Below are 13,550 nucleotides of genomic sequence, written 5' to 3'. Positions count from 1 at the left end.
GGCCGTCGAGGAGGATGGGGGATGAGGTGGCCTCGCCGGCTGGCCGGCGCAGCCCTCGTCGCGGCGATGCTGGCGTTACCACCCTGGCTGCTGGCCACTCTCACCGAGCCGCCGCTGCCCGGCTGGCCAACCGCCGCGCAACTACGCCACTGGGTCGCCGACCCGCTCACCTCTCGCACTCTCACCGCTGGGCTCACCGCCCTGGCCTGGCTCCTCTGGCTGGGCCTGGCCTACACGGTTGCGGTGACCGCTGCCCGCCGGCTACGGGCAGGCGCCCGATGGCTGCGTCGCCTGCCGCTGCCCACACCGTGGCAGGCCGCCGCCACCAGCATGGCTGGCGCCGCCGCCCTCACCACCGCCCACACCCCCACCACAGACCCCCCGGCCCCACCGGCACCTGTCCCTATCGGTGGCGTCGAACCGCACACCACCGATGGGGCGTGGAACCACACTGACGCCGGGGTGGCGGTGCCGGGCGGCTGGCTACCCGACGACACCGCCCAGCAGATCGCCGCCGCGGCGGCCCTGGTGTGGCTGCGCCGCCGCCGCGCCTACCAACCCGGCCACGCCAGCGACGAAGCGTCGCAGCTGACACCGCTGCCAGCCACGGTCACCGCCGTGCAAGCAGCCGTCGCCGACCGCCAGCAGCCGGCAACCACCTCCAGCGCGGCGGTGCCGGGCCTGCCAGGAACCGGCGTGGCGTTCACCGGCGACGGCGCCGCCGACGCCGCCCGCGGTGTCCTCGTCACCCGGCTCCTCACCGCCCTACGCGACCCACCCCACACGACCCGGGTGGTCATCACCCGCGCCGTCCTGACCACCCTCGTGCCCGACATCAATGCGGTGGCCGACTCCATCCCCGGGCTGTGTGTCGTGGACACGGGCGAGGAGGCTGTCACGCTGTTGTCCGCCCTTACGGCCCCACCGGCTAAGCCCGACGGGGACCCGATCATGACACCCCTGGTGCTGGTCACCGGCCCGCCGTCCACCGCGACGGCCAGCCGGCTGACCGCCCTGGCGGGGCAGGCCCACATCGTCACGCTCGGCCCCGGGCCGCTCGGGCGCACCTGGCGCGTCGACCGCCACGGTCACACCCGCGACGACCAGACCGGGCAGGCCGAACCGCGGCTGTGTGTCCTCGGCCAGACCGCCGCGACGCACCTGCTCACCGTCCTCGTCCACCCCGCTGCCACAGCACGAGGCGACGCCGGCACCGAATCCACACCGCTCCGACCTGTCGACGGCGGCCACCCTCGGATCCCCCGCCAGCCCAGCAGGCACACCTCGCACACCACGCCCCAGCCACCGGTGCCCGCACCATCCCTCGCCCAGTTGCGGGTGCTCGGCCGCCCCGCCCTGCTCGTCGACGGACAACCGGTCACGATCCGTCGCAGTGCCGCCCTGCAAGTGCTGGTCTTCCTCGCCGTGCACCCCGACGGCGCCACCACCACACAACTGGTCAACGCCATCTGGCCCGGCCCACCCGCCCACACCGTCACCCGCCGCCTCTACACCACCCTCAGCGACCTGCGTGCCGCCATCCGCGCCAAGACCACCGTCGCGATCATCGAGCACACCGACGACCGCTACCGCCTGGACCCGGACCAGATCGACGTCGACCTGTGGCGGCTCCACACCGCGGCCCACCACGCCGCCACCACCCTCACCCACCACTGCGCCGCATGGCGCGCCGTCATAGACGCCTACACCGGTGACCTCGCCGACAACCACACCTGGCCCTGGGCCGACCCACCACGGGAGGCCACCCGCCGCCTCGTCATCGACGCGCACACCGCCGCCGCGTCCACCGAGCCCGGCCCGCGTCAGGCTCTGGAGATCCTTCAGGGCGGCATCCGCGTCGACCCCTACAACGAGGACCTGCACCGCCGGGCCATCGACATCCTCACCGCACTCGGGGACCACAAGGCCGCCGTCCGGCTGAGCGACGCCTACACCCGTCGGCTGACCCTCGCGGGACTGCGCCCCACCGACAGCCTTTACCAGATCCCGCACGCCAGCAGCGGCCCGGTCCGCCTGTAGCCGCAGCATTTCGCCCGCTGCCACCAGCCACCCCCGGGATCTCATCGGTCCTGTCGGTCACCATCACGGCACCGCCCCTCACGTCGTGGTGCCAGGGGCTCGAGCCGGTCGCAGCAAGACGCCGGTACGACGGGACATCGATGCCTGCCGTCGGCGATTCGTGCCCACACCGGCCACGCGACCCGGGTGGAAGGGATTACCCCAAGTGGCGTGACCTGCGTTTGTAAGGTCGTGTAAGGCGCTGTGACCTTGTGTGTCCCGCCCAAACCGTCGCTACCCGCCTGTCCGGGCCTAACGTTCCCCGCACATCTCACCCGGTCGGCAGGAAGGACGTCATGGGCATCCGGACAACAGCTCGCGTCGGCAGGGTCCTGACCGCTCTGGCCGTTATCGGCGCTCCCGCGTTGCTGCTGTGCGGTCTCGGCCGCCCCAGTGTGCGGTGGCCGGACGGCGACGATGTGCGGGCGTGGGTCAGCCAGCCGTTGACACCGGGATTCCTCGCCGTTTTGGCGATCGCTGTGGGCTGGGCGCTCTGGGCGCTGCTGGCCACCGCCATGCTCACCCACCTGTACGCCCGGGCGAGCCGTCGCCTGCAACGGCTTGCCCGGCTGCGCCTTCCGAGACCGTTGCAGGGGTTAACCGCGGCGCTGCTCGGGGCTACCGCCGTGACCGTCGGCGCCGGCGGCTCCGCTCCCGCCGCCCTCGCCGCTACGGCCACAGATTCCGCGGACAGCACCATCCCGCCGGCCAACGGTGACAGCGACGCTCGCGCCGCCGGGTCTTCGGCGAAGCCGGACGACGGCGACACCTCGAAGCGGCGGACCGTCACGGTGCGCCGGGGCGACACCTTGTCGGCAATCGCCGCTCGTCGGCTCGATGACGCCGACCGGTGGCGGGAAATCTATTCCCTCAACCGTGGCGCACGGTTCGCGACCGGCAGCCTGACCGACCCCGACCTCATCCGGCCTGGCTGGACGTTGCGCCTGCCCACCCGCGCGGACGCTCCAGCCCCACCCGCGCCGTCCACCAGCCCACGCCCGGTACCCGACACCACTCCGGACAACACGCCACCCTCACCTGACAAGGACACCAGCCCGTCGACCGCCCCGGCCACCGCCACACCCGAGGCGCCTGCCTCACCCGATCCCGACGGATCATCGGCGGACTGTGACCATCCCGGGGTGTCCCTCGGCGACCGAGGGTGGATCGATGCGGCGCTGGCCGCCGCGGTGCTCGCCGCCGGCACTCTCGCCTGGGCCTACCGGCAACACCACCACACCTCCCTCCGCAACGCGTCAGCGGAAAGCCACGGGCACGATCCGCAGGTGCCGCCGCTGCCCGCCGTCCTGGCCCGCATCCGCCGCACGCTGCCCGGCTCCACGCCAACGTCCACCCCTGCGGCCACCAGCGGGGATTCCGACAGCACCTCCGGTCAGGCCGCGACAAGGGCCATCCCCGTGGCGGCCACCTCCGGCCACCTCCACGCCGACGCCGACCCTGCCCTGACCAGCATCCCCAGCACCGGCCAGTACGGCCTCCCGGCCGACGCGGGCATGGTCACAGCCGCGCAGACCAGCCGGATAACAGGGGTCCGGTCGGCGTCGGGGCTCGGACTGACCGGACCGGCCGCGCAGGCAGCGGCACGCGGATTCCTGGTGTCCGCACTCGCCGCCGACGCCATAGGGCAACGCGACGAGCACGGCCAGGTGGTCATTTCCTCCGCCGTCCTGGCCACGCTGCTGGATGACAGCGCAGGCCTCGTCGTGGACACGCCTGGCCTGATCGTCACCGATTCCCTCACCGACGCTCTCGCCGCCGTGGAGGAGCAGATCCTGCACCGCACCAGGATGTGCTGCGAATACGAGGTCGACACCGTCGCCGCGCTGCGCGACGCCCACCCGTCGGCCGAAGCGCTGCCACCGCTGCTGCTCATCGCCGACGCCACCGCACCACACGAGCGCGCCCGCACCACCGCGCTGCTTACCCAAGGGCAGCGCCTCGACATCCATGGCGTCATGCTCGGCGCCTGGCCCGACGGGGACACCGTCGACGTCGACGTCGACGGGACCACCACGGTCGCCGACGGGAAAGAGCAGCAGGGAACGCACCTGCCGGCTGCCGGCCGATTGACCGTCCTGACCCCCGCGGACACCACCGGCCTACTCGCGGCGCTCGCCGAGGCACACGCCGGCGCACATCAACCCCCGGCCCGGGGCCGGCATGCGGAAACCCGAGAGCCGCGGCCTCGTCCAGCGGCGGACGGCGGTCCGGCAGTCGACGCCGGCCTGCCGCCCGACGACAAGGCCACGCCGCCACCCAGCGCGAGCCACCCCGCGACGACGGACATCCACCGCCTGAGTTCCCCATCACCCACCGCCGACGACCAGCCGGAAAGTGGTGGAGGGCTGGTCGGGGTGCAGGTCCTCGGAGGGGCCCGCATCCTGGACAGAGACACCAGCCTGCCGTTGCGGGCGAAGGCCCTCGAACTACTGGTCTACCTCACCGTGCACGACGGCGAAGCGACCCAGGACGCAATCCTTGACGACCTGCTTCCCGACGCGCCCGCGGCGAAGGCACCGCATCGGCTGCACACCTACGTGTCCGCGCTGCGTAAGACCCTCGCCCGCACCGGCGGCCGTGGCACCTACCTCACCCACCCCGCCCGCCGCTACGTGCTCAACCGCCAAGCGATCGACACGGACCTGTGGCGGATGCGTGCCGCGCTGCGTGACGCCGAGGGCGCCACCAGCAGCGTCGATCGGCTTGCCGCACTGCGTCGCGCCGTGGACGCCTACGGCGGCGGCCTCGCCGACGGCTTCGACTACGAGTGGATCGAAGCCCACCGCGAAGGCATCCGCCGGCAGGCCCGCGACGCCCACCTCGCTCTGGCCACCACGACACCGGACCCGGACGAGGCCCTCGCGGTCCTGGAGGCCGCCATCAGACACGACCCCTACGCGGAGCCGCTGTACCAACAGGCGATGCGGACTCACGCCACCCTGGGACACCTCGACGAGGTCCACGCCCTACGCCAGATCCTCACTCGCCGCCTCGCCGAGATCGACGCCACCCCGAGCAAGGCCACCCTCGCCCTCGCCGACCACCTGGCCGCCAGCCCACAACCCCACCGGCCCACCGGACGACCGCGCCCCCGCGACAACGGACGCCTGGCATGACCGCGCTTTCGGTCCCCCCGCCCTGGGCGGCGCGTGCCGATCAGGCCGGTCAACCCGCCACCGCCTCGACCGGGTCTTCGGCGCTAGCCACCGATGGCCGCGCCGCCCCGCGACCGACCCCGCCCTTCGGCGAAGGTACATCGCCGGAAACCGGTCACCAGCCGGCCTACTCGCGGCGGCGCATCGCCGTACCGGTGACCTGCGGTGACCTCGACGCCGAGGTACTCAAGGCGGTCAGGCGTGCCACCCGGATCCGGCAGGCGTTCTACGTCCTGGTGCTGGCCGTGGCCCTCGTCGGTCAGGTGACCGGTGCCGCCCAGGCCCTCGACATTCCGCTGGCCGTCGCCGTCCCCGCCGTCGCCACGCTGGAACTCGGCGGCGTGGTGGTGATGGCCGACGCGGACGTCAGACGCCGCCTCGGCGAACGGGCACTCGCCTCCCGCCTGCTCTCGGCGGCGATCGCCGCCGGCGCGGTGACGTTCAACTGGGCCGCTCACCCCGAGCACCTACTCGGCGGGTTCTACGCCGGCATGTCCGCCCTCGGCTACCTCGTCTGGCTCATTCACGCTGGCAACCAACGCCGCGACCGCCTGCGTGCCACCGGAAACCTCCCACCCGCACCACCCGCATACGAACTGCTCGGGCACTGGATCCGACATCCCGCCGTCACCCTTCGCGCCCGGACGATCGCCAAGGCAGACGGACTCGACCTCTACGAGTCCCTACGGCAAGCCCGCGCCGCAGTCACCCGAGAACACCGCAACGCCGCGATCGCCAAAGTGCTGCACCGCAGGATCCGAGCAGCCCTGGACACCACCACCGCCGACATCGCCGTGCAGGTGTACGACCTCGACGAGATCGCCGCACGCCTCTCGGCCACCGCCGACTACAACGGCCTCACCACGCTGCTCGCTGCGGACCTGACCCCAGAGCGGATCATCACAGCCAATAATGCCGGCTGCCGCCGTCGCTGGCGCCGACGAAGAGGCCACGTCGAGAGGCCTCGGGCAGCCGAGCCCACCGAGTCTCCGCCAACGGCGTCCAGCGAGTCCGCGGCAACCTTGACAGGCGATGGGTGGCGGGAGCCGAAGCCAGAACCGAAGCGGGACCTCGTGCTCACTCCCACCGACGATCAGCACGTATCTACCGAGAGCAAGAACGATGCCCCTCCACAAGCCGTGCCGTCGCTGGCCGAACCGGCGGTCACGCACCTACTCGACGGCGAGGACGCCGCTGGCGATGACCGGAAGTCCGAAGTTCCCCAGGCAACCGCAGAAGCAGTGGCTTACTGGCTGCGCAAAGAACCGAACATGGACCCTGAGGTACTTGCCGAGAGAATCGGCAGGTCGTTGCGTTCGGTCTACCGGCACCTGCCGCCGGACTACCCCCGCAGACCGGGCATCGCGAGGAAACGGACACAACAGCCTTCGGCGCCCAGACGACGAATCGGCCAGAGCGAGTGATGCCACCACCAGAAGGCGACGACGGCGTCAGGTACTTGTGCCGATTTGTTCGCGGGTGCGGAGGCTGAGGGCGGAGCGAAGTGCGGCCAGAGCGGTGGCGAGGTAGATCGCTGCGAGCAGGGTGAGTAGTTGCGTCCAGGGGATGCTGAGGACGAATCCGGAGATCTGCAGGGCGACGACCACTGTGGGCGGTAGGGCGATGCTGAGACTGAGCAGGGTGCTCGTGGCGATGAGGATGCCGTACTGGTGGAGCAGGACGTGACGTGTCCAGGCTGGAGGAATGCCGATGGATACCAGGCGGGTCAGGTAGCCGCGAAGGATGCGGGTCTGGGCGCGAGTGGCGGCAAGAACGGCGGTGAGGACGAGGATCACCAGGCCAGCGGCGGTGGCTAGCAGCGCGGCGGCGGGAACGGGCGGCTTGGGTGGCGTGTAGATCCGGACAGCTTGTGCGTCTATGCCTGCACGGCCGACGGCTTCCTGCATGGCCTTGGCTGCGGTAGCGGGGACCTCGGTGATGATGAGGGGCATGTTCTGCGGCACGGGTAGGTTCAGGTTGTCCGCCGTAGAGCGCAGCGTCACGCCGTCAGTGCCGGTGCGCCATTCAACGAGTGGCACGTCGACGGTGGCTACGGGCAGTTCGGGGGTCCGGCTGGTGACGCTGTCGCCCTCTTTCACGGCGAGGCGCGCGGTGCGTGTTGGTGCGTCGGGTGCGTCTGCCCATACAAGCAGGCCGCCTTCAGCCAGGACGGCGCGTTGCGTCGGGTTGAGGGAGTGGCCGATCAACTGTTCGACCTGGGCGTCGGTCTCTACGGCGAGAAGGTTGCCGTGGTGGCCGTCGCGGGTGACCGACCGGGTCAGGTTGCCGGACTCGTCGGTGGTGAACAGGTAGGCCAGTTGCGTGCGTGGGAGCCCGTCGGCGACGCCGGAGGCTTCCACGGCACGCAGTAGCGCCGCTGGTGGGGGCAGCGTGCTGCTGGCGCGGTCGGCCAGGAGTACTTGGCCGGGTAGCGCGTCGGGGTAGGCCTGCTGGTCCAGGGTGCGAATGAGAGTGTTGAGCAGCGTCAGGAAGCCCATGGACGCGCCCAGCAGCACCGTGAGCATGGCGACGATCGCTGCGGCACGGAGTTTGTCGGCCGCGAGTTGCCGAAGCGCCAGGCGGCGGCGTGGCCCGCCTTCGGGCAGCACTCGCAGCACCAGATTGAGCACATCGGGGATGACGAGTAGCACCGCGAGCGTGAGCACGCCGGTGAGGATCATTGCCTTGGCCGGAGTATCGACTCGTACGGCGTATGCGACGGTGGCGCACCACGCGGCGACGGCGAGGAGATGGCGCGCGTCTCGGATGCGTCGCCCAGTCGCAGGTGCCGTGGGGGATTCGCGGCGAGATCGAGAAGCCACAGCAGAGCTGACCAGTTGTTTGCTGCGGGCTAGCGCTGCGCCGGCGCACAGGCTGGTGAGCACGACCAGTGCGAGCAGACGCAACGGAGGAGCGGCTAGTCCTTCGATCGGGCCGGCTGGCCAGTCGCGCACCTGCGCGATGACTGCTCTGGCTACCAGACCGGCCCCGGTCCCGGCGATCGCTCCGGCCGCGGCCGCAGCCACGCACCAGGCTGTTGCCGCGATGGTGAGAGCAGCGGTGGCGGCTGCTGGGCGTACGCCGACGGCCACGAGTCTGGTCGATGTCCGCCGGAACCGTCGGTCGTTGAGTCCGAACATGAGCAGGACTGCCGCGACGGGTAGTAGCAGCGACGGAATGGTGTAGCCAGCGGGTGTGCGTTCGATCGAGGTGCGTTCGGGCCGCTCGAGAAGTTGCTCCCGGAACCGCAGTGTGCCACCGACCACGAGGGCGTCCGCGCCCTCGGTGGCGGTAGTCGACCGGCGCGTGTAGTCGCCGATTGCGGTGGTGAAGGCGGTCACGGCGCTTTCGGCGTCGCCTCCTGACCACAGCAGCAGCGGCTGAGCGCCCAGCAGCGGAAATCCCTGGGCAAGGCTGGGATCAAGTGATGCCCAGGTGCCGGGGGCGACCAGCAGGTTCGTGGTACGGGCGAACTGGTCCTCAGCGGTGCCGACGACGGTGAGCGTCACCTTGCCGCCGAGCAGGGGTAGGGTGCCGCCGGCAATCGCCGGGGCGTCTCGCGGCTCGGTGACCACCACCTCGCCCGGCCGGGTCGGCCACCGACCGGACAGCAGGTCGTACCGGTCAGGGAACGGCTGATCCTGCCAGGATGCCTCCAGCATGCTGACGCTGCGCGCGGGAGTGGTGGCCAGTTGCATGTCGGACGCGCTGAGCATGACCTCGGAGTCGGTGAGCCCTGCGCGGAGAGCCTGTGCCCGCACGTCCGGCGCGAACTGTCCCTCTCCGGGCGGCAGCACGACACTGCCGTAGCCGACGGAAGCACCGAACCGACCCAGGTCCCGGTCAGCGATCTGAGCGCCCGACAGGGACAGCGTCCGCAGGGTGACGAACATCGCCATGACGGCCAGACCGGCGACAAAGACGATCGAAGCTGATCGGGCCAGCTCGCGGGAGCGGATGAGGCGCCGTGCGAGCCGCAGAACAAAGCGCAGGTGCGCCACGTGAGACGACGCCGGGGAGCTTCCTTCGGTCATGAACGGGCTTCCATGCGTCCGTCGATGATCTCGTAGCGGGTGTCGGCGTAGTCGCGGCATCGACGATCGTGCGAACAGACCACGGCCGTGACTCCCTCGTCGCAGAGGGCGCGGATGAGCGCGAACAGGTCTTGGGTGGCGGCGGAGTCCAACGCCCCGGTCGGCTCGTCGGCCAAGAGAACGGCTCTCTGTCCTGTCAGCGCCCGCGCGATCCCGACCCGTTGGCGCTGTCCGCCGGACAACTGTCGGGGTAGCCGGTTGTCGAGGCCTTCCAGCCCGACCCGGCGTAGCTGGTCGGCTGCTTCGGCTCGCGCGGCCTCAGCCGGCATGCCACGCGCCTCCGAGGGCAGTGCGACGTTCTCCACGGCCGTGAATTCCTCGATCAGGTTGTGGTTCTGGAACACGACGCCGACGGTTTCGAGCCGCAGCTGTGCGCGCTGCCTCTCGTTCGCGGTGGTGACGTCGACGCCGCTGACCTGGATCTCGCCGGAATCGGCGAGATCCAGGCCTGCCATCAGGTTCAACAGCGTTGATTTACCTGAGCCGCTGGCACCGTAGATGCACACGAACTCACCCGGGCGAGCCTCGAAGTCCACGTCTCGTGCCGCCCACACGGTCTCCACCTCAGAGTGGTAGGCCTTGCGAACCTTTTGCGTACGGATGAGTGGTGACATCACGGTGCCTAACTATTCAGCAGCTGTACGCCGTACGCCAGGACGACACCTCGTCGCTGTTGGCCGGAGAGACGTTGTTGTCATTCTGGTTGCGGCCCAACGTCTGGCGGTCTCCGGACCCGTTGGCGTCCGCCCACATGCATCCGGAGTGGGTCGTGGACTTGTTCGCCCAGGAGTCCATCTGGTCGTTGGCGTCGCCACTCAGGTTCTGGATGGTGGATGAACCCTGGCCGCGCTCGACCAACATCCAGTTGTAGTCGTTGTTGCCCCACAGACACATGTAGGCCGCGTCGCAGTCGCTCAGGGCCGCAGTGGCGGTCCCCGGAACGAGCACCAGACCCGTCCCTACGATCATTGCCGACGCGATGAGGTTCTTGATCCTCATCGTCACCTCCCCGTCTCGATTACAAGTGCCGCGTCCACGACACGGCACCCATCGAAACATCTCGCAGGGTAGTGAATCAATAACCCAGCGATAATTTGCGGATCGCAACCTGCACGGCGAAGCCCAGCCGCGAGAGCGCCCCAGATGCCCCTCGACCAGCTCGCGGCCCGGCTTCATGTTCGGGCTCGCGGTTCCCCTGTTCTCCACTCCGTTCATGACCTTGATCCAGAAGACGATGGAGCCGGAGAAGCACGGCCGGGTGTTCAGCCACGTCGGCATCGTGATGACCCTGGCCACCCCGATCGGCATCGTGGTGTTCGGCCCGCTGGCCGACGTCATCAGCGTCCAGACCCTGCTGATCCCGCACAGGGCTCCCGACGCGATCGCCGAGAGCCTGGTCCGGCCCCTCCTAACCCCTGCTCAGAGCGTCGATGGCTGCTTCGCCGATGAGGTTGACACAGGTGGTGGGGTCATCGACGGTAATGGTGGTGGTGTTGTCGTAGACCCTGGACGGCCATCCTTTGTTGTCGGGTGCGAGCCAGAGGACGGCGCAGCCGGCGTGGTGGAGTCGGGTGATGGTGGCTTGGCTTTCGTCGGGGTTGACGTAGTGGCCGTCGGAGACGACGACGAGCAGTCGTGCGGTGCCGGGGGTGGACAGGTGCAGGAGCCGGTCGGCTTCGGCGCAGGCTTCGACGAAGCGTTCCGTGCCAGCGTCGGCGCGCATGTCGCGGACCTTGGCGGGGCGGCGGCCGGGTGGGATGAGCACGGTGATCCGGTCGCCGTAGGCGAGGGTCGCGCTGGTGGCCCCGGCGCGGGTGGCGGCCTGGGCGACGATCCACGCGGCGGAGGACATGGGTTTCGCGAAGTCCTCCATCGAGCCGGACGCGTCGATGAGGATGCCGACGGTCAGCTCGGGGTCGGGGACGGGGCGGCGTACGGTGCGCTGCCACGGCTGGGCGGTGGGGATGGCCCCGACCGCGCGTTGGGCGGCGAGGGTGACCGCGGCGCGGGTCCGCAGCCGTCCGGGCGGTGCGCTGCTGGGTTCACGGGTGCGGGCGGGTTCGCGGTGGCGGGCGCGGCGCAGCAGGGCGGTGAGCCGGTTGGCGGCCTGGCGTTCGGCGTCGCGGGCGTCGCGTTCGGCCCAGGTGGTCGGCATGTCGGTGTCGACACGGATGCCGGGACCGCTGATCCGAGGTCCCCCGCCGGGTTCCGGGGCCTCGGCGGGGTTGTGGAGGATGGTGTCGAGGGCGCCGGCGATGGCTGCTGCGATCGTGCTGGTGGCGGCGTCGGCGGGCAGGCCCGGGGTGAGGTTCGGGTCGATGCCGAGCAGGCGGCACCAGCGTTCGCCGAGTTCGATCATGCGGGTGGTGTCGGTGTCGCCGACGGTGTGGGCTTCCCGCCAGATGGCGCGTAGGCCCCTGGTCAGCTTGCGGCCGAGAACCGTGGTGATGGAGCGTCGTGCCTCGCGGACGTCGGCGGGGTAGAGGATTCGGGCGTCGACGCGGGCGAGGAGCAGTCCGGCGGCGTAGGCGGCGCTCCACGCGGTGTCGGTGGGTGTGTCAGCGGGGTCGATGATGCTGGTGACGGCGCGACGTAGCCACCGCCGGTCGCGAGGCCGGGCGTCGCGGTAGCGTCCCTCGATCCGTGACTCCTCGAGCAGGAGCGCGGCTTCCCGGACGATGGGCGGCGCCGATGGTGGTGGGTCCCACTGCGAGTGGATGACGTGGGCGCATTCGTGCAGCAGGACGCCGTAGGCGACGGGAACCTTCGACCGGTGCCCAGGCCGGCGGGGGTCGGCGATTGCCGGGTCGGCGATGAGGTCGGCGTCGACCTGTATCTGGGCGGTGGCGGGGTAGCTGAAGCCGGGTGGGCCGCCGACGGCCGGGGTGACGGTCACGCTGGCGTCGGGTCGGCTGGTGAGTATCGCGGCCTGTCTGGTCCAGGCCGCTGACCATCGGTGCCAGGGTGAGGCGGCCGGGGCCGCGGAGGCGGGGCTGGTGCCGGAGGGGCGCAGGTGTGCGGAAACGCTGGTCACGGCGGCCTGCCTTACTTCTGCTTGCCGAGCGTGAGGGGGGTGATGGTGGCGCTGCGGTAGGCCCGCTGGAGGGCCTCGACGACGGCCTGCCGGTCGGGTTCGGGTGCGATCGCGGCGAGGTTGGCCACGGCGGCGGCGAGGCCGAGGCTCGCGGCGACGCGCTTGAACGCCAGCAACTCGCGCAGTTGCGGCGCCCAGTCGATCTCGTGCTTGCGCATCCGGGCGTTGAGGGCGATCGCCGCGTCGATGGCGCCGTTGGGTACGCCGAGGGAGCGGGCGAGCTGGAAGTCGGTGGTGACCTCGACGTGCACGGAGAACCGGGAGGCGAGGGCTTCGGTGAGGATGGCGCCGTGCACGCCGGGGTTGTGGCCGGCGCAGACGAAGAACCCGTCGGTGGCGGTCACGACTTCGTTGTGGTGGGCGGCGATGGTGATGGTGGCCCGGCCGTCCATCGCCGGATACAAAGCGGCGAGCACGCGGGGCGGGATGAGGGTGGCGTCGTCGATGAACAGGGCGCGTCCCTCGCGCATGGCGGTTACGAGCGGCCCGTAGGCGAATTCGAAGCCGCCGTCGGGCAGGGGGACGTAGTTGCCGACGAGGTCCTCGACGGTGGTGTCGCCGTGGCCGGCGACGGTGATCGCATCCGGGTAGGCGGCCTCGATGAGGCTGGTCTTGCCGGTGCCGGGTGGCCCGTAGAGCAGGACCGCGATGTTGTCTCGGCGCAGCCGGCGCAGCACCTCGACGTCGGTGCTGTCGGCGAGCTGGCGGGGCAGGTACCAGACCCCGTTGGGACGCAGGACAGCGCCGGGACGCGGGGGAACCGGGCCGGTCGGGGCAGGTGCCGGCGCGGCGGGCGCCGTAAGCGTGGGGGCGGCGGCCGAGGGGGCACGGCTGGTGCCGGCTCCCGCGGTGAACGCGTCGATGCCCTCGGCGGTGATGGTGTATCGGCGGGGCGACCCGGTGGACATGGTCGCCCAGCTGCGGTCGACGAGGCGGTTCAGGACGGAGCCGATCGCCCCGGACGACCGGCCGGGCAGTTCCTTGCCCAGGTCGCTGATGGAGAAGGCGCGGTGCGGTTCGGCCGCGAGCAGGGCCAGGACCGGCCCGAACATCGGGCGGGGCTTGGCCTTGGGCTTGGCGGGTCGAGCGGGCGAGGTCACCGGGCAC

Annotated in this window: 8 protein-coding genes; 3 read left to right on the top strand and 5 right to left on the bottom strand. The window is 70.8% G+C overall.

Annotated elements, in window-relative coordinates; translation table 11 throughout:
• The first annotated feature begins 21 nt into the window (after positions 1-21).
• The 3 genes from AB0D32_RS23850 to AB0D32_RS23840 all read left to right on the top strand — a co-directional run bounded on the left by AB0D32_RS23850 (position 22) and on the right by AB0D32_RS23840 (position 6,679).
• Positions 22-2,040, top strand: coding sequence for a BTAD domain-containing putative transcriptional regulator (locus AB0D32_RS23850; protein WP_357094217.1), 2,019 nt, complete (start codon positions 22-24; stop codon positions 2,038-2,040).
• A 506-nt stretch (positions 2,041-2,546) separates the two neighbouring features.
• On the top strand, positions 2,547-5,216 hold the full coding sequence (locus AB0D32_RS23845) for a BTAD domain-containing putative transcriptional regulator (protein WP_357094214.1): 2,670 nt from the start codon (positions 2,547-2,549) through the stop codon (positions 5,214-5,216).
• A gap of 302 nt (positions 5,217-5,518) precedes the next feature.
• Complete coding sequence (locus tag AB0D32_RS23840; RefSeq protein ID WP_357094210.1) at positions 5,519-6,679, top strand: hypothetical protein; 1,161 nt, start codon at positions 5,519-5,521, stop codon at positions 6,677-6,679.
• A 27-nt stretch (positions 6,680-6,706) separates the two neighbouring features.
• Here AB0D32_RS23840 and AB0D32_RS23835 read toward each other — a convergent pair whose 3' ends face one another.
• The 5 genes from AB0D32_RS23835 to AB0D32_RS23815 form a co-directional block, all read right to left on the bottom strand.
• Positions 6,707-9,289 (bottom strand): hypothetical protein, encoded by a 2,583-nt coding sequence (locus AB0D32_RS23835; RefSeq protein WP_357094206.1) that lies wholly within the window; start codon positions 9,287-9,289, stop codon positions 6,707-6,709.
• Positions 9,286-9,912, bottom strand: a complete 627-nt coding sequence (locus tag AB0D32_RS23830) for an ABC transporter ATP-binding protein (RefSeq protein WP_357094200.1) — start codon at positions 9,910-9,912, stop codon at positions 9,286-9,288. The genes AB0D32_RS23835 and AB0D32_RS23830 overlap by 4 nt, the downstream gene beginning before the upstream one ends.
• Positions 9,913-9,979: 67 nt before the next feature.
• Positions 9,980-10,687, bottom strand: coding sequence for a peptidase inhibitor family I36 protein (locus AB0D32_RS23825; protein WP_357094194.1), 708 nt, complete (start codon positions 10,685-10,687; stop codon positions 9,980-9,982).
• Positions 10,688-10,757: 70 nt separating this feature from the next.
• A complete protein-coding gene (locus AB0D32_RS23820; protein ID WP_357094189.1) occupies positions 10,758-12,383 on the bottom strand; it encodes a VWA domain-containing protein in 1,626 nt (541 codons plus the stop codon).
• 11 nt (positions 12,384-12,394) lie between these two features.
• The gene (locus tag AB0D32_RS23815) at positions 12,395-13,543 is read right to left on the bottom strand and encodes an AAA family ATPase (protein WP_357094494.1); all 1,149 of its coding nucleotides are present in this window, start codon (positions 13,541-13,543) and stop codon (positions 12,395-12,397) included.
• Positions 13,544-13,550: the final 7 nt, after the last annotated feature.

Source organism: Micromonospora sp. NPDC048170 (assembly GCF_040652795.1).
Taxonomy (GTDB): domain Bacteria; phylum Actinomycetota; class Actinomycetes; order Mycobacteriales; family Micromonosporaceae; genus Micromonospora.
This window is presented reverse-complemented; position numbering and strand designations above follow the sequence as displayed.